The organism is Algoriphagus sp., assembly GCF_013373065.1.
GTDB lineage: Bacteria > Bacteroidota > Bacteroidia > Cytophagales > Cyclobacteriaceae > Algoriphagus.
In genome coordinates this window covers 34,790-52,815 of sequence record NZ_JABXIN010000006.1, presented here as the reverse complement: position 1 = coordinate 52,815, position 18,026 = coordinate 34,790, and the positions used below count along the sequence as shown (strand labels likewise).

Sequence of the window (18,026 nt, the reverse complement as noted above, 5' to 3'; positions counted from 1 at the left end):
TTTATGGATCCCAAGGAAATCATTTTTCAAAACCGAGATGGGTTTACATTGAAAGGTAATTTATATCGTCCTTTGGATAGTCAGCCTTTATTTTTTGCAATTTTCGCCCATTGTTTTACATGTTCGAAAAATTATGAAGCGATAAGTCTGATTTCAAGAGCCTTGTCAAATGAAGGCATTGGCGTATTTAGTTTTGACTTTACAGGCTTGCGATCCCATGAAAGCAATGATTCAAACCTTGCTTTTAGTTCAAATATCTCAGATCTGATTGATGCTGCTTCCTATTTGGGAATGCATTATGAATCTCCAAAATTGCTTATAGGACATTCTTTGGGAGGTACAGCTGTGTTGCATGCAGCAGGCTTTATTTCTTCTGTTCTTGGATTGGTGACAATCAATGCCCCTGCGGATCCTGAGCATGTGAGAGCCCTTGCTCCAGCCAAGGGAAAAGAAGAATTTTCATCTGGAAAAACTCCAATATCAATAGGAGGTAGTCCCTTTTTACTGGCAAATGATTTTGTCAAAAATCTTGAAAATGAACCACTCAAAGACTTCTTGAAAGGCTTAAGGAAATCCTTGTTGATTTTGCATTCTCCTCAAGATAAAGTAGTAGGCATTGAAAATGCCCAAAAGATTTACGAGGCAGCTTTTCACCCCAAAAGTTTTGTTTCACTGGATGGAGCAGATCATTTACTATCCAATGAAGAAGATTCAATCTATATAGGGAAATTGATTTCATCATGGGGTACTCGGTATATTACTGTCACAGAAAAAAGGAAAAACGAGACCAAAGGACATCCTGTGATGGTCAGACTTAGTGCGGGTGCAGGTTATACCACAGAAATAAAGACTCCTCATCATCATTTGATAGGAGATGAGCCTCTAGAAGTAGGAGGAAAAAATTTAGGTCCTACTCCTTATGATTTTTTATTGGCTTCTCTTGGGAGCTGTACAGCGATGACTTTGAAAATGTATTCTGAGCGAAAGAAATGGCCCTTGAAAGAAGTGACTGTTTATCTTAATCACGAACGGGTCCATCGGGAGGATTCAGAGCATTCTGAAAAATCCGAATCCAAGGTAAGCCAATTTACCAGAAGGATTTTACTAGAGGGAGATTTGGATTCCGATCAGCGACAACGTCTGCTTGAGATTGCAAATCGATGTCCCGTACACCGAACATTAGAGGAAGATATCCTAATCAAAACCGAACTTTTTTCCTAGATCTTACTTCTATAGCATTCTGAAAGTCAGTTTACTCTGTGACATTTGTCATGGAATCAATTTAGAAAATTGAGGATTTTTAGTAAGTCAATTTGACCTGTATACTCAATTATTTAATCCGAAACGTCATGAAAAAAAACATGGGAAATACGGACAGAGCCATTCGGCTTGTCGTTGCGGCAATTTTAATCAGCTTATACTTCTCAGAAGTACTAGTTGGAACAATTGGAATTATTGCACTAATAGTAGGAGTTGTTTTCACCCTAACCAGTTTAGTGGGTTTTTGTCCACTTTACTCTCCTTTTGGATTAAATACTTGTAAGCGTACAGGCGAATAGACTTAGATAATGCGTAATAGTTTTGGGAAAGGCCGGAGATAAGTAATCTCCGGTTTTTTTGTTTTGGTCTTTAGTCAAATAGCATTTAGACTTTTACGCTTTTTTTCTTAACTATACCTCAAAACCAATCCAAATATCTATGAAATCCAACCGAAGAAGGGAGTTTTTAAAATCCGCTAGTGTAGCTGGGATGGGGCTTTTTGGAATAGGAAGTGCCTCAGCAAGCTCTACCTCTACCTTACCATGGGAAGCTCAATATGGAAATAATCGAGAGCAATTGTTTAACATGTGTGGGTATGCTGCACCAAAATTAGATACAGTTAAAGTTGGAATTGTTGGCTTGGGAATGCGTGGCCCAGGAGCAGTGGATCGTTTGAGTAAAATTGAAGGTGTAGAAATAAAAGCTTTATGTGACCTTCTTCCGGAACGAGCTGAGAAAGCAAAGCAATCCCTAGCAGGCACCGTTCATCAGCCAGAACTTTACTCGGGGAGCACCTATGCTTGGAAAAAAATGTGTGAGCGACCTGATTTAGATTTAATATACATCGCGACTCCTTGGGAATGGCATACTCCTATGGCTGTTTATGCTATGGAGGCTGGAAAGCATGCTGCTGTAGAAGTACCTGCAGCCCGTACATTGGATGAATGCTGGCAATTGGTTGAGACTTCCGAACGCACCAAAAAACACTGCATGCAGTTAGAGAATTGCTGTTATGATTTTTTTGAATTGATGACTTTAAGAATGGCCCGCGAGGGGTTTTTTGGAGATGTTGTTCATGTAGAAGGTGCTTATATCCACGATTTGCTTTGGTTGAATTTTGATAAGGATACGGGGTATCAAAACATGTGGCGACTTCGGGAAAATTATCGAAATGGAAATTTGTATCCCACCCATGGTTTGGGACCCATTTGCCAAATACTCAATGTGAACAGAGGGGACCAAATGGATTACTTGACCTCCCTAAGTTCTCATGATTTTCAAATGAAGAAAAAGGCTGAGGAATTAGCCGAGCAAGATATTTTTTGGACAGAATTTGCTTCCAAATCTTATCGAGGAAATATGAATACAACTGTGGTGAAGACTAAACTGGGTAAATCAATCATGATTCAACATGACGTGACTTCTCCACGACCTTATAGCCGACTACATGTGGTAAGTGGCACAGAAGGATATGCTCAGAAATATCCGCAAGCCAGAGTGGCAAAGGGACACAGTTGGATGAAAGAAGAGGAGATGAAAGAACTTGAAAAAAAATATACTCCTGAAATTGTTCAGAAAGTGGGGGAATTAGCCAAGCAAATCGGAGGGCATGGAGGAATGGATTTTATGATGGACTGGCGCTTGATTGATTGTTTGAGAAATGGACTTCCGTTGGATCAGGATGTATATGACGCGGCCTTGTGGAGTTGTATTAGTCCATTGAGCGAATGGTCAGTAGCCAACCGATCCAACTCTATTGATGTGCCTGATTTTACAGGAGGAAGTTGGAAAACTAACCAACCTGTTCCGATTACATTAGCGGGAGGAGGAACTACCAACGTACGGGTTTAAGTTTCGATATGTTCTTTGTTTTTGGGATGTTGAATAAAATACATATTCATCATCCCTTTATTTTTCACATCGATTTCACCCCGGAATTCGCAGCTATATTCGTCTTTTATTTCTTTGAAAAAATCTTCGGACACATTGATTTTTCCTGTTTCCGAATTGCTTTCCATCCGTGAGGCAATATTTACTGTATCTCCCCAGATATCGTAGGCAAATTTTCGATGTCCTACAACCCCTGCTACTACTGGGCCGATATGTATTCCAATCCTAACATTAAAAATAGGCTTGTTTTCCAAGGCACTTTTTTCATTGAATTCATCCGAAAAACTAAGGATTTCCTGTGCAGCCTTGGTGATTTGGAAGGCATGGTCATCAGTTGGACTTGGAATGCCACCGGCAGCCATGTAGGCATCTCCAATAGTTTTTATTTTTTCGATTCCATACTTGTCCATGATTTCATCAAACTTTGTAAAGAACACCTGTAGATTTTGAACCAACTCATCTGGATTCATCCGCTGAGCGATCCGGGTAAAATCTTTTATATCCACAAACATCACCGAAACTTTCTCATACAGTCGCGCTGAAGCTTTTCCAGTTTGAATCAGCTCTGAGGCTATTTCCTTCGGAAGAATATTGAGCAATAGGGCATCACTTTTTCGTTTTTCTTCTTCAAGTTCTCTTGTTCTCTCAGTTACTAGCCTTTCCATGTTTTCATAGAGAAGGGCATTTTCGATAACACCGCCGATTTGAGCTGCCATTAATCTCATCAATGAAATCTGTTCTTTTGAAAAGGCATTTTTATTTAGGGAATGTGTCAGATAAATAATCCCTGAAATCTTTGATTGATTAATAAATGGAATGCACAATACGGATCTAAGCGATTTTTCACGCACAATAGGATCCGTATCAAATGGCTGCGATAACAATGCGTCCTCGATTAATAGCGGTTCCTTACTGGCCTTTGAATAATTTATGATGGACGCACTTACTTCTTCTGTTTTATCAAGTTCTACCTTTGGAAAGTGAGTATGCAATTGATGATTGGCAATTGTCGAAACCTCTAAAATCCATTTTCCCTCCCGGTTGATAAGAAAATGACCTTCTTGGGCTCCGGTGTTTTCCATTGCGTAGGTAATAAGTTTTTCCAGCAAAGCCTCAAGCTTGATTTCACTGACAAGCGCTTCCATGGTTTTAACCAAGGTTTTGGTATCAATTTGACCAATTTCACTGGAAGAAATAGATCCCCTTTTTATGGGTTTTTTGGTCAATGGCTCATCATTTTCTTCATCTTCTTCCTGTAGCAATCGAATTGATTTAGCTTCTACACCAATTTTTCGTGATTCGGAAGCTGCCTGATTTCTCCAAAATTCATGGCGAGGATTTTTTTCATATTTGAATAGAATACTCAGGAGTTCGGCAAAGAGGATATAATATCTAGGGTGTTGTAATTCCTTAAGTTGGGAAATACTATTCTCCATGGTCTCTACATCCAATTTTTGGTGAGATTGGTAGTCCATTCCTGCCTTTAATAAGGACATATAAGGACCATAGGAGATGGGGTTTAATTTTGAAAGGTATTTAAGCTCTGAAATCGTTTCGCTAACAATTTCTTTCAGGTTTACTCCGCGGAATTTTTCTTCTCGAATTTGATTCATCAAAAAGACCGCATTGATGGCTCGATTTATTTTGTAATAATTAATGAAAAATGAATTCGGCTGATCCTTGATATGAAGAGGGAGGTTTTCATAATACTCGAAGGCATCACTGTATTTTCCGAAGAACAAATGGGTTGCGCCGATATAGCCAAAGTATGAAAGAAGATAAATGTGGTTGGATTCTTTTACAGCAGTTTTATAATTTTCTTCTAGCTTTTTTGGTAGACCTTTTAATTCTTTCTCAATGTCTTTCTGATCTGAAAGATGGACAGTTAGACATTTCTCAATCACTTGCGTAATCGCAGCTTGATTTGAAAAATTATATTGAATGGAAAATTTTTCAGTTTCTTTGGCCTCTTCAAGTTGAGCTTTATAATCAGTGCCTACATGGAATTTAATTGCAGTACTGAAAAACAAATTCCAGCAAGCATATTCCATATTCCCATACTCGAGACCTTTAAGATATCCTTCGTATGTAAGCGGTATGCTGTCAACGATATTGTTTTTGATATGGGATGTAAATGAAACATACATCATATTGATGGTGGCTGCATATTTCATTCGATCCGGCTTATTCAATAATTCCATCGAATTGTTGACAACCTCATATCCATCAGCTGGTTTTTTCAGCGCCGTTGTAAGGATTAATCCATAGGAAGCAATTCCAACAACCGACTCAGGTGCCATCCCTTTTTTGATAGTCAGTTTTAACATTTGAAAAATCAAAATAGGGTAGGTCGAAATGTTGACGAAAAAGTAGGAAGAAAGTGCCGCTAGCAATAGTTTGAAAGTGGCTAAAGCCAAGGGGTCTTCAGTCTCAGTGATATCTTTGATAGTCAGTAATTTCTTTCTCGGGATCAATACTTGGATCATGATAGCGTGGTACATGATCTGTAGTTTTGTGGCTTTATCTGGTATAGAAATCCCGACCTCTTCTAAGGCTTTTTGGGCAATGTCAACCGCTTTCTTTGGTAAATTCGCAAAGCCGAGACATCTAACAATTACCTCATTAACCAAAACGCGATCCACTAGGGATTCAGCTTCTCCAAAGGCTAACTTTTCAAATTTTTCCTGTTTTGCTGTATCCTTCAAAAGATAGGAGTATTCCAATCCTTCAAGGAGAAGTTGAAATTTCTCAGCTTTATCCAGTTTCTTTCCAAGGAGTTCAAAAGCAATTTCAGTGAAATTTAATGCTCCTTCAAAGGAGGCCGATTCAGCTGATTTTTTACCTGCTTTTAGAAGAAGCCATCCGATTTCCTCTTTATTTGTTGATTTTACTATTTCATCATAGCCCAAAGAATAGTGCAAGGCAATTTCAATTGGCCGTTCTGCTATTTCCTGTTCACTTAACTTTTGAAGGTAAATTTGACCTACCTCAAAATGAAATTGAGACTTCTCTGAAGATTCTAACAAAGCATAAACAGCTTGCTGTATTCTGGCATGAGCAAAACGAAAGTGAATATCTCGATTGGTTTCGCTGTAATATTCCGGAATGAATTTATAGTCGTTTCCGAGGGGGATCAGTGATCCTTCTTGAATTAAAGGCCAAAGGAATGAATGGATTTCTGTTGTAGGTTTTCCCGTAATAATGGCTAATTGATTCAAGGAAAATTCTATCCCAAAAACGGAAGCTGCCTTAATGACTTGTAGGGCGTTTTCCGGCAATTCTCGAATTCGAAGAAGTAGTAATTCAACGATATCATCGCTCAAGTTTTGCGATTGGATTTTCTTAATGCTCCAAGTCCATTTGTTTTTGGTATAGTCAAACTCCAAGAGTTTGTTTTTGTACAAAGATTCCAGAAACTTATTAATAGAAAATGGATTCCCTTTCGTTTTGGAATAGATCAATTCTGTCAATTCAGCAACCTCCAAAGATTCCAACTTCAAGGTGTCTGAAATCAAAACTCCGACATGCTGCTCACTTAAAGGCTGCAGGTGAATTTCTTCAATTAATAGATGGTTCTCATCCAGATTATTTGATTTGATGGTTCGAATGGCTTGGGAAAAAGGATGAAACTCAGGGGTTTCATTATCACGATAGGCAACCAACACCATCAAGTGAGTCAAATTATAGTTATTGAATAAGCTCTTTAGCAATTCAATCGAGGCATCGTTGGCCCATTGGTAGTCATCAAGAAAAAGCACCAACGGTGTGTCTTCTGAAGCCAAACTTTGAAGGAAGGCATTGATGGTGAATTGAATCCGTTGTTGATTTTCGAAACCTGTGAGGCTGACTAATTCGGGCTGCGGAGGGAGGATATATCGCAGTTTCGGCGCCATGTCTACGATGATTTGCCCAAGTCCCTTTAAATCCCTGTTTAGCTTTTTAGCCCAATACTGTTGGACTTCTTGAGATTCGACCATCAACCATTCGGCAAATTGTCGGAAGGCTTTTATGAAGGCTAAGTAGGGCGTCTGACGGTCTAATACGTCAAATGCTCCTGAAAGGAAAAGGCCATTTTGTACTGAAACTTCCTTGTAGAGTTCCTGGCAAAGGACACTTTTTCCCACTCCACTGAAGCCGCCGATTGTCATGAGAATTTTTTTACCAAGACATGCATCGGCAAAGCGAGCTTTTAAAGTCCCAACTTCTTGATCTCTACCGTATAAATGCTGACTGATATGAAGCTTGGAAGCGATATCCGTTAAGCCAGGATGAGCATCCTTAATTGAGCCATCCTTTTTCAGTTGATGCTGACAAAGATTCAAGTCAGCTAATAAACCAGGGATGGATTGATAGCGCTCTTCAGCATTTTTTGCCAAAAGCTTCAGGACAATTTTATCAATAAACTGAGGAACTTCCGGATTTAATTTACTTGGTGGAATTGGCTGAATGGCCAAATGACAATGAATAATCGCTAAAACATCCTCTCCTTCGAATGGAGGTTGTCCAGTTAGCATTTCATAAAAAGTAGCCCCTAGGGAATAATAATCGCTCCGCTGATCCAGCTTTCGATTCATCCTTCCCGTTTGTTCAGGGGAAATGTATTCGATCGTCCCGGAAATCGTACTTAATGGTTCAAATTGTAATTCAAGATTTTGAATGGACGTTCCAAACTCAAAATCAATTAATCTCACAGAATCGCCTTCCTCATCGATGATAATATTTCTTGGGTTTAGGTCATTATGCAGTGTTCCTGTTGTATGGATCTCCTGTAATTGATGACATATTTTGATTGCAAAATGAAGGAATCGATCAATGGAAAGCGGTTTTTTGTCAATAATCTCATTAAGAGAATTTCCTTTCAAAAATTCCCGAACCATCACCACGCGACTATTGTACAGAATCACCTGGGGATTAAATCCGGCATGAGGTGACCGATTGGAGATCATGGCTTCATTATGTAATCGCCCCAAATCCCCGGTAAGGTCTTCTTTAATCAATACATTTTCACCCCCTTCATTACTTCCTGTGAAGAGCTTGCTGCGCTTACTTTCATAAAGCAACTTTAGGGAATGGATTTCGCCAATTTCTCTTATCATTTACTGGAAATGAGGGTAAATATTTTCTTCAAAGAATTCTGTCAGGAATTTTTGATCAGCTTTAATTCCAATGTTATCGATTACTTCCTGATAATCATCTCGTGTTGAAATTTTGAAAGTTTGATCAGAGGGGCCACTTGCTGGCATCCAGGAAGTATGCAAGGTAAAGGCAAACTTGACATCCTCATTAGTCAATTTACAGATCGGTCCATTTGAAATAGATGTGGCATCAAAAACCCAAAATTCGCTAGTATATTTCCAATCCCCATCTGCTTGTTGATGTCCCACTTGAGCAGGGCAGAAAAGATATCCATCCAACTCTTCAGGAACAGATGGGGTGGGGGATTTCTTAGGGATGAAATGTATTCCTCGTATGTAGGTTTTTTTATCACATTGGTAATAATCCTCAGGTTGCATGGTTTCTAAATTCACCCGTGTAATGCTAAATGGTAGCTCCCTTCTTGTAGCATCTTTGATTTCATCTAAGGAAAGCTTACGATGTGGGTATTTTTTGTACAACTTATACACAAATTCAGTTAATAGATTTGGGTCTGTTCCATCACTTACATACCATAATTGTTTGATGGTTGGAACTACTTTTTCAGAAGAAAGAATATCTCGATAGGTATACAAGACAATGGTCCATGTATTGGGGCCTAGATGCTCTTCTTTGTATTTGCCAGGGTCTTCATAGACTTGGCTTTCCTCTTCTATAACCTTAAGTGATTTTGAATCAATTTTCCATTTTCCCAATCGGCTAATATCCATGCTTCCTACTGCAAAAAGTGAATAATAGTCAGGGTCAACCGGCTTTTTGTCTAAGGCTCTTTTATCAAATGTTCGCACCCATTCTGCTATACAGGTTGCGGCATTGTGTACTCCATAAAGGGTAATAATCCCATCTGGATTTGCGTAGTCACAACTGTAATGAATCGTTTCAAGAGGGATTGGGCTTTCAAGCCGATAAGCTGTTACTTTTTCTTTTTTAGGGTCTAAATCTGCTCGTTTTACTAAATAGACCGTAGTAAAAGGTTCCATTTTTACAGTTCCCAATCGCCTGATTAAACGCTCGATTACTTTACTTTCCGGAAAAGGGTTGTCAAACAATAAATCCAGAGCAAACTTGAAGGAACAATCAGATAATATGATAAAATCCTCGGTGACACCCATTTGATGCATGCATTCATAGATGGCAAGTTTATCTCCAAATTGATCCTCAAGATCCCAATGGACAACGGGCCCATCCCCATTCCAAGCCAATAAATACATAAAAACATCTCCTTTAGGATTATCAGGATCATGTGGATGTCCTTCAACATGGGTATTCAATTCCTGAAAAAAGTTTGTGACTTGATGATGCACATGTTTATCGTCTTCATGGTCAACAAGTTCATGTGCCAATTTTTCAAGTTTTTCCTTAAAGGAGTCTCTGTTATGCTTTATATGGTGAAGCGTCTGTTCTAAATGGGTGAAGGAGCCTTTGTCTCTTGAATAGTTGACTGTAAAAACTTCCTGTGTAATTGGGTCAAAAATAGGATGAGCTGATGTTTGAACAATCCCAAAGGGCCATGGAACCATTGGAGGTTCGGCAGTCATCCATTCACTGCATTTACCCATTGGTGTGACCAATTCCAATGACTCAGAATCCAAAAGGTAAGGACGCCCCACATCATAGGTAGCCATTAAGCTTCCATTTTTTTGACCTTTGAATTTTACTGGCTGGGTTGCGGTATTCAGTTCATTTCTTGCCCCGAAGACCATACTCATTCGGGTAATTCCCATATTGTGAAATCCCATTAAGCCATGGTGAGGTGTTCCCTGCTTGGTTGCCAAATCGGCATAGTAACAGGGAGTTTTCATGATTTTCGTTTGAATGGCTGGTTCAGGCTGGTTGAAGTCCACCTGAATGACCATCCCATCTCCATTCATAATCGGAGAACCATATTCAGCATTATGTTTTCCGTATTTGGTTTTTTCTGGAAAAGGTAAACCTTCAGAATTAACTGATCCTACCGGAAGTGAAACATTGAACACCCCATAAATATCTGTCGGAAGTGTGCCTTCTATAACTTTTAAGGTACCCCGGATCTCCTTGTTAGAAGTTTTGAGCAGAGGCTCGTGGGAGGGGGGATGGGAGGTGACGGATGCTTCCTTACCAAAAATTCGAAGGAAAGCCTTCCAAAGTTTTTTGAAAATCATTAATAATCAGGCTAGTGTCAAGAAAAATTCTAGTAAAATCTAGGCTAATTTTTGGGTAAATTGAAATTTTTGGGATAAAACTTTTCAATCAGTAAAAACAAATTTTCTAAAATGTGCCTCCCAATTCTTTGAAAAATATAACCGCAAATTAGAATTTACTAAAAAAGTATTAAAAAGTAGGATCAGTTTATAGGTTCTGTTGATAATGCCCGATGGACTAATTCATTCAATTTTTCCCGATCATTTTTGAAGGGGGCAAGGTCTATAAGATCCACTTTTCTGAAATCAATTGGATGACTTTCGCTTTGTAAAGCAATGTATCCTGATTCCAAAATTTTTCCATCCAGTTTTACCAATGAATCTACGGGATTAACCATCCCTCCTCCAATTTGAGGTTTGGAGTAGCTGAAAACCGTGTCTCGTTCTATGAGATGATAAACTTCTTCTCCTCCCAAAACGATGAAATTCGCTTGAACCCATTGATCTCCGTGATAAGTCTTTGATTTTGAATTAATGCAGTGAGGAGTAAAAAGAGTATCAGCTAAAACTACATTTGTACCTGGAGTGCATAAATTGGAGGTACTCCGTTCGTCTTTTCCATTTCCTCCCAAAAACTGCCCTTCGATTGAAATTGGGAAGTCCTGATCTTGAAGCATGGTTTTGGGATCTTGGGAATGTAGCATGGCCCCACTATTTCTCCAGGCCCAACCTTCCCCTCCCGGGGCCTGCTCACCTATGAAGCGGTATTCTACTTGAAGAAGGTAATAGGAGAAAGGTTCTTTATAAAAAATATGGCCATACTGTTGATTGAAGGCCTCATATCCATCGTATCGAACACTCATTAATCCATTTTCAACCCGAAAGGTATTGGCAAAATTTTCATTTAGATCGTGGCTCTTTATTTTGATGTCCCATTCGTCAAGATCTTTTCCATTGAATAATTGTCGCCAAACCAATTCTTCCTCTTGGATTGGGTTTGTGCAGGAAAATGAAATAACAAAGAGGAAGATTAGCGAGAAAAGATTTTTCATCAATTTTTCAATTTTAATTCGACCAAAACCGGGAAATGATCTGAGTAAAAAACAGGAATAACTTCATAATGGATCAACTCAAAGTCATCACCGGTATACCAAACATAATCAATTCGTCCTTCATGGGGTGTTGATTGGTAGGTGGGTGAATTGTCCTGGCTCATGAATGCAGCATCCAAGAAAGCAGCGTTTATGTATTTGTACTCCTTATCTTCAGGGCTGAAATTAAGATCGCCTAACCAAATAATTGGATGAGATTTTTCCAATGCGAACTTTTGAAGAGCTTGGACTTGAGCAATTCTATTTTCTTGAAACTGGTGGCAGAGATGAGTCCCTCCAATCCAAATGGATTTACCTTCAAAATCGGACAAAGCCCAAGCCGCAGCTCGTGGTTCACCACCAGCTGGTATTGGCAATTTCTGACTGAGAAATTCGTCTGATTTTTTAACTAGCAATCCTTCTCCATAGCCTCCTTCAGAATAATCCATGGCTTTCGAAAAATACCCTTCTAACCCTGTTTTCTTAGCTAATTCCTCAATTAGATTGAGCTTTTTACCATAAATTCTTGCCGTTCGTTCAGTCATGCTATCGACTTCTTGAAGTGCCACCACATCTGGATTTATTTCGATAATGAGCTGCGCAATCGAATCCAAATTGGGTTCCCCGGGGACATTTGGGTTTTCTCCATGATAGATATTGTAGGATAAAATTCGAAGCGTGCTTTCTTGGGCCATGGACGGTAAGGTAATTCCAAAAAAGAGAAAAAGAATAAATGGTAAAGTTATGTGACTCAGTGCTTGGTTCATCTTGAAACGGAATGTCTTTAATTCTTAAATATCTGATTAAATTATAACCATGAAAAAAATTCTTTTTGGTTTGGCTTTTTTATTTCTCCTAATCATGGCGACAATCCTGTATTTGTCTTCGATGATAGGAGAATTGATTCAAAATCAAATTAATACCAATTCCAATCGGTCCTATGATCTTAAGTTTGAAGACTTATCTGTAAATCTGCTCAGCCAAAAGGTGGAACTTGAACGGATCATGATTATTCCTCTGAAAAAAGACGAATCAAATTCGTTTAGTGGAAGTTTGGAGAAAATGATTTTAAACAATCTCCATATCTGGGATTTTCTGACTGATAAACAGGTAATTATTGATGAGTTAATTCTGCAAAAACCAGCATTTCGCCTAACCTTGACCAATGAGAAATCAGAGAGCAAAAAAGGATCGCATGCTTTTCAAAAGTTTTTTGAGGATATCATTAGCAGGGGAGAAATAAAAAACCTGAAAGTAATAAACGGAACTGCGGAGCTCTTTTTAGAAGGAGAACATACAAAAAGAATTGGAGGATTTACAGACTTGACGATTCAGGCAAGTGGAATTCAAACGGATAAAAAAATCTTGAGGCATATTATTCCTTTTGAATTGGAGGAGATAAAAAGTAGCCTAAAAAATCTCCACTTAGAATTGAACGAAGGAAAGGTTGTTAAAATCAGGGCCATCACCCTTGATTTATTGGGACAATTGATAAATGTGGAGGACATTTCCTTCTACACTTCAGAGGATTTAGTGACGGCTTCAAAACAATCCATTCATCAGGAAGATTTGATCAATTTTGATTTAAAAAGGATCAGTCTTGAAGGAATAGATGCAGGAAGTGATCTTTATGGAAAATGGTCTGCCATTGCCAATAAGTTGACTTTAGATAGCTTGGTAATGGTTGATTTACGAAATAAAAATAAACCAAGGCCTTTCGAATCTCCCAAAAAACTGTTTTTAGGATTGTTGGAGAGTATTCCTTTTCCATTAGATCTCGATACAGTGATTTTAAAGAATAGTCGCTTCGACTACCAAGAAATAGGAAATGGTAAAGAAAAGCCTGGATTGATTCGCTTTGATAATTTAAATGCTCAGATTGAGGGTTTTGTCACGGTTGATTCTTTGCGTAAAGATCGAGAAATGAAGATTTCTCTTCAAAGCGATTTCATGGGGCATACTCCCTTGAATGCTGTAATTGCAGTACCTTATAAGCAAGAATCATTTCATTTAAACATGTCTCTCTCTCCAATGGATTTGACATCTCTTAATTCCATTACAGAAGAATTAGCCGGAGTGAGAATCAAATCTGGAAAATTACATCGTTTGGAATTGCAAATGAATGCAAATGAGTATTCAGCCCAAAATGAGTTGACTTTTGATTTTGAAGATTTTCACATCGAAATAGAGCAGAAGGGAGATTCGCAAAATGTTAACAAATTAGCCTCCTTTGCCGGTAATGCTGCTCTTCGGAAAACAAATCTTCCCAATCAAAAAAGCTATAGAAAAGCCAGGTTTCAATCATCTCGAAATGTTTATCGAGGGCCATTTAATTTTATCTGGGAAACCAGTAAAACTGGAATTACGGAGATCATGCCTTCAGAAGTTGGCCGAATGTTTTTGAAAAATCCTGAAAATAAAAAGTCGAAAAAGAAAGGGTAAAGCCGGAGAATTCAGCTTTTATATAGCTTATCTAATGCAAATCAGATCGGATTAAATTGGGATTGTATTTTTATCTACATTTTCTTTGAAATCTATGAATGAGGATTTTTCTACAGATAAATTAAAGCTGGCAGCAAATTTCATTAATCAAACTGCAGCTCCAATTTTTCTTACCGGAAAAGCAGGCACGGGAAAAACCACTTTTTTGAGGGAATTGGCAGAACATACCTATAAAAATTACATAGTGGTAGCCCCCACTGGAATTGCGGCTTTGCATGCAAAAGGGGTCACGATTCACTCTCAGTTTTTATTGCCTTTGGGAAGTTTTTTGCCTGTGAGAGATTCAGAATTTTCCTTTTCTGATCAATATGGGTTCTTCACCCAAAGTACTTTGGCCAGAAAACATCCCCTGAATTTGGTTCGTAAGGATGTGCTTCGAGCATTGGATTTATTGGTGATCGATGAAGTGAGTATGCTCCGCGCGGATGTCTTAGATGCGGTTGATTTCCGGTTGAAAAGTGTCAAAGGAAATTTTCAAGATCCTTTTGGCGGAGTACAGGTTTTACTGATTGGAGATCTATATCAATTACCTCCGATAGTTAAAGACCAGGAATGGGAAGTTTTGCGAAAGTTCTATGCTTCCATGCATTTTTTTGAAGCTAAAGCCCTACAACAATCTGGATTGGTTTATTTGGAATTGGATAAGATTTTTAGACAAAGTGATGAGGAATTTATTCAGGTCCTAAATCATCTTAGGGATAATCAAGTTACCTCAGCAGATATTCAACTTCTCAACCAACATTATAAAAGTCAGGAAGAATTAGCTTCTGTTTCGGATTGTATTACAATCACAACCCATAATTACAAAGCACATCAGATCAACCAGCGGGAACTTCAAAATCTTGCAGAACCCTCCTGGTTCTATCTCGCTGAGATTTGGGGGGATTTCACAGAATCTTTGTATCCGATTCCTGAAAGACTGGAACTTCGAGTGGGAGCCCGGATCATGTTTATAAAAAATGACAGTTCCGGGATGGGATTGTATTTCAATGGAAAACTGGCTACAGTTACTTCCTTAGATGAGGATTCGGTTTCTGTTAAAATGGATGGAGATCGTGGAGAGTTCAGACTTCGGAAAGAAATATGGGAAAATAAGAAATATGTAGTAAATCCGCAGACCAACGAACTGGATGAAGAGGTGGTTGGAACTTTTTGTCATTTTCCAATCAAGTTGGCTTGGGCAGTTACTGTTCATAAAAGTCAGGGATTGACCTTTGAGAAAGCGATTATCGATGTGGGCGAGGCATTTGCTCCCGGACAAGTCTATGTAGCCTTGAGTAGGTTGAAAAGCCTGGCTGGTTTGCATTTACGAAGTCGGATTCAATCCCAACTTTTGTTTTCGGATAAAGCAGTTGTTGATTTTTCGGTTTCGGCAAAAGGCCAAAAGAGATTTAAAGAATTGCTTGATTTTCACAGGGGTAGATATCTTCAAAAGGTGATTCAAGATACCTTCGACTTTGGAGCTTTTATGAAGGAATTAAGAAGTTTCCAAAAGGATCAGGAATCTAGTTTAGAGTTTGAAGAAGAAAGCATGAAAGGCGCCATTCCTTGGATTAAAGACCAAATTCAATCTGAATTGGTGAATTCTAGCCGTTTCCAAAATCAACTTTTACAGCTCTTGCAAAAAAATGACCGAGAGGCTTTTTTTGATCGAATACAAAAGGGCTCGGATTATTATGAAAATTTTCTTTTGGAAATATGGAAACGCCTCATCAAACAGATGACATTGGTTTCCAACTTTTCAAAAACCAAGAAATACCTTCAAGGATTGGAATCCCTCGAGCAACTTACATTTCGAAAAATCTCCCAAATCAAAAAAGTTAAGGTTTTATTGGAAGAGTTGTTTACAGGCCAAATTTCTTCAAAAATGGGATCTGTGGATAAAGGTCTTTTGCAACTTAGACGTCAATTTTTTGACTTTGCGAAGATTGATGCAACCGAAATCCTTCAAGAAATTAAGTCTAAGACTGGGCGAAAAAAGGTTGGAGTCCCAAGCCCGAAAAGACAGAAAGGAGACTCCTTGGAAAGCACTTTGCAGCTTTTTGAATCGGGGAAATCCATTTCTGAAATTTCCTTACTTCGAGGTCTCGCAGAATCCACGATTAAGTCGCACCTAGCAGAAGGTATTGCTGCAGGCAGGATTGATTTGGAGGACTGCTTGCCCAGTGAGGTGATTCTTGAGATTTTGGGGAGTGCAGAGAAATATTCAGGAATTAAGGAACTCCGGGAGCATTTTAAAGGGAAATATGACTATGGAACGCTGAAGATGGTTTTTGCCGGAAACAGAAATACATAAAAAAAAAGGAGCTGAAAAGCTCCTTATTCATTTATGGTTGGTTTCCATAAAACTTATCATGAAATTGATATCGCAATTCAACTTTCGATTTTTCCAGTTTGGTTTTGGTATCAATAATTAGATAAGCAGGATTAGAAGATCCTTTTTCTATTGCTTCCCAATTCGGAAGGTTTTCTCCATTTGGATTTCCTGTTTTAATGAAATTGGCAAAATAGTTTTGAAAAACTTCTGAAACTTGATAATCCTCTTTCTCCCAAGCATAGTCATGCACTAAATGCAGATTTCCCATGGCATATTCAATTTCACAAGCATGGGGGGCACCTATTGCCTTTGGAGGTTCTTGTCCATTTCGCTCCATCGTTCCACCAGCAAGCCCTGACATGAGATTAGAATCTCGTAAGGGAGGACGATGTTTACTATAGAGGTATCGATAGACAGGTTGATTGGAATTTTTTGAATGAAGGTCCAACCATTTCCATGTACTATAGGCGATAAAACGGTCGGATGCCAAATCAGTAGCTGATTGCTCCACTTCCTCTGTAGTGGCATGTGGGTGTAATGCTAAAACTTCCTCCCATTTTTCCGGATAGGTTTCTTTTACTTTTTCGATGAAATTTTCAGGAGTGTAGGGTTTTCCTTGCATAAAAGCCATACCGGGAATTTCAGCAGAATTCCATCCAGCCAAAAGCGGAACTTGCGCTTGTTCCTTCGCTTCAAATATTTCAGGAAGTGTCTTTGGTAGGAAATATCCGTCAATGACAACAGGGAATCCAAAGCGTCCCGAAGCTTGATAAATTTCATAAAGCTCTTGAGTGGAAAGCTTCCGCATTTCTTCAATAGAAGGAATGCCTGCAGCTTCCGCAAATTCTTTCCCGATTTGTTCGGCATCCTGAAGTGGAACGGGAGCAAGAGTTGGGTTTATTCCAGCCCCACTTTCGCCAATAGCTCTAGCAATTAGATTTTTGGAAAGGGGAGAGGCCATTTGGTAACTGACGGAAATGGAACCTGCTGACTCTCCTGCAATGGTGACTTTATTGGGGTCTCCTCCAAAAGCTTGGATGTTGTTTTTCACCCACTGCAAGGCAAGATTTTGATCCATTAATCCGTAATTCCCTGATCCTTTGTAGGTAGTTTCGGCTGACAATTCAGGATGGGAAAAGAAACCAAAAAGTTCTAAGCGGTAATTAACAGTTACTACAACGATCCCTTTTTGGGCCATGCTTTCTCCATCATATCGAGGCTCGCTGCCATCTCCAGCTACAAATCCTCCTCCGTAGAAATAAACGAGTACAGGTAAGTTCTTTTCATTTTGCTTCGCTGGTGACCAAACATTTAAATACAGGCAGTCTTCGCTTATTCCATCAGATCTAAAATTCATATCTCCAAAAACAGGAGCTTGGATTGCTCTAGGACCAAAACTTTTGGTTTCTTTTACCCCGTCCCAATCTTTTGGGGGGACTGGTGCTTTCCATCGCAATGGTCCTAAAGGCGGTTGCGCATAAGGAATTCCAAAATATTTTTGAATACCTGTTTGCGTATCATAAATGCCTTCTATTACTCCATTCTGAATGCTTCGTTTCACAGGAAATCCATTGTTTTTTACGCTAAAATCTTGAGCTTGAAGTGTCATTTGCGAAAGCGCGAATAAAAACACCAAGATTGGTTTTTTCATCTTAGTTTTTATTTATTGTATCTGTTTGAAACAATAGTAAT

The 18,026-nt window shown here is 38.8% G+C and carries 10 protein-coding genes; 5 read left to right on the top strand and 5 right to left on the bottom strand.

Annotated features, from left to right (window positions below; genetic code table 11):
• Window positions 1–3: 3 nt before the first annotated feature.
• The 3 genes from HWE15_RS05225 to HWE15_RS05215 all read left to right on the top strand — a co-directional run bounded on the left by HWE15_RS05225 (window position 4) and on the right by HWE15_RS05215 (window position 3,111).
• On the top strand, window positions 4–1,221 hold the full coding sequence (locus HWE15_RS05225) for a bifunctional alpha/beta hydrolase/OsmC family protein (RefSeq protein WP_290506453.1): 1,218 nt from the start codon (window positions 4–6) through the stop codon (window positions 1,219–1,221).
• 140 nt (window positions 1,222–1,361) lie between these two features.
• Complete coding sequence (locus HWE15_RS05220) at window positions 1,362–1,559, top strand: DUF2892 domain-containing protein (protein WP_367203796.1); 198 nt, start codon at window positions 1,362–1,364, stop codon at window positions 1,557–1,559.
• 139 nt (window positions 1,560–1,698) lie between these two features.
• Window positions 1,699–3,111 (top strand): Gfo/Idh/MocA family oxidoreductase, encoded by a 1,413-nt coding sequence (locus HWE15_RS05215; protein ID WP_290506451.1) that lies wholly within the window; start codon window positions 1,699–1,701, stop codon window positions 3,109–3,111.
• Here the strand turns inward: HWE15_RS05215 and HWE15_RS05210 are convergent.
• The 4 genes from HWE15_RS05210 to HWE15_RS05195 form a co-directional block, all read right to left on the bottom strand.
• Window positions 3,108–8,246 (bottom strand): adenylate/guanylate cyclase domain-containing protein, encoded by a 5,139-nt coding sequence (locus tag HWE15_RS05210; protein ID WP_290506450.1) that lies wholly within the window; start codon window positions 8,244–8,246, stop codon window positions 3,108–3,110. The two genes, HWE15_RS05215 and HWE15_RS05210, sit on opposite strands and share 4 nt — an antisense overlap.
• Window positions 8,247–10,445: a carotenoid oxygenase family protein gene (locus HWE15_RS05205; protein WP_290506449.1), complete on the bottom strand. Its 2,199-nt coding sequence runs from the start codon at window positions 10,443–10,445 to the stop codon at window positions 8,247–8,249.
• A 182-nt stretch (window positions 10,446–10,627) separates the two neighbouring features.
• Window positions 10,628–11,476 (bottom strand): DUF1080 domain-containing protein, encoded by an 849-nt coding sequence (locus HWE15_RS05200; protein WP_290506448.1) that lies wholly within the window; start codon window positions 11,474–11,476, stop codon window positions 10,628–10,630.
• Entirely contained in the window at window positions 11,476–12,282 is an 807-nt protein-coding gene (locus tag HWE15_RS05195) for an endonuclease/exonuclease/phosphatase family protein (RefSeq protein WP_290506447.1), read from the bottom strand. Before HWE15_RS05195 ends, HWE15_RS05200 begins: the two co-directional genes overlap by 1 nt.
• Window positions 12,283–12,331: 49 nt before the next feature.
• Here HWE15_RS05195 and HWE15_RS05190 point away from each other — a divergent pair, with 49 nt between their 5' ends.
• Together HWE15_RS05190 and HWE15_RS05185 are read left to right on the top strand one after the other, a co-directional pair.
• A complete protein-coding gene (locus tag HWE15_RS05190; protein ID WP_290506446.1) occupies window positions 12,332–13,957 on the top strand; it encodes a DUF748 domain-containing protein in 1,626 nt (541 codons plus the stop codon).
• A gap of 94 nt (window positions 13,958–14,051) precedes the next feature.
• Window positions 14,052–16,313, top strand: a complete 2,262-nt coding sequence (locus HWE15_RS05185) for a helix-turn-helix domain-containing protein (protein ID WP_290506445.1) — start codon at window positions 14,052–14,054, stop codon at window positions 16,311–16,313.
• A gap of 31 nt (window positions 16,314–16,344) precedes the next feature.
• Here the strand turns inward: HWE15_RS05185 and HWE15_RS05180 are convergent, their stop codons facing one another.
• The gene (locus tag HWE15_RS05180; RefSeq protein WP_290506444.1) at window positions 16,345–17,985 is read right to left on the bottom strand and encodes a carboxylesterase family protein; all 1,641 of its coding nucleotides are present in this window, start codon (window positions 17,983–17,985) and stop codon (window positions 16,345–16,347) included.
• Window positions 17,986–18,026: the final 41 nt, after the last annotated feature.

Bases quoted from the DNA above. Each gene is read 5' to 3' on its own strand.
- HWE15_RS05225 (WP_290506453.1), top strand. From the start codon at position 4: ATGGATCCCAAGGAAATCATTTTTCAAAACCGAGATGGGTTTACATTG.
- HWE15_RS05220 (WP_367203796.1), top strand. From the start codon at position 1,362: ATGGGAAATACGGACAGAGCCATTCGGCTTGTCGTTGCGGCAATTTTA.
- HWE15_RS05215 (WP_290506451.1), top strand. From the start codon at position 1,699: ATGAAATCCAACCGAAGAAGGGAGTTTTTAAAATCCGCTAGTGTAGCT.
- HWE15_RS05210 (WP_290506450.1), bottom strand. From the start codon at position 8,246: ATGATAAGAGAAATTGGCGAAATCCATTCCCTAAAGTTGCTTTATGAA.
- HWE15_RS05205 (WP_290506449.1), bottom strand. From the start codon at position 10,445: ATGATTTTCAAAAAACTTTGGAAGGCTTTCCTTCGAATTTTTGGTAAG.
- HWE15_RS05200 (WP_290506448.1), bottom strand. From the start codon at position 11,476: ATGAAAAATCTTTTCTCGCTAATCTTCCTCTTTGTTATTTCATTTTCC.
- HWE15_RS05195 (WP_290506447.1), bottom strand. From the start codon at position 12,282: ATGAACCAAGCACTGAGTCACATAACTTTACCATTTATTCTTTTTCTC.
- HWE15_RS05190 (WP_290506446.1), top strand. From the start codon at position 12,332: ATGAAAAAAATTCTTTTTGGTTTGGCTTTTTTATTTCTCCTAATCATG.
- HWE15_RS05185 (WP_290506445.1), top strand. From the start codon at position 14,052: ATGAATGAGGATTTTTCTACAGATAAATTAAAGCTGGCAGCAAATTTC.
- HWE15_RS05180 (WP_290506444.1), bottom strand. From the start codon at position 17,985: ATGAAAAAACCAATCTTGGTGTTTTTATTCGCGCTTTCGCAAATGACA.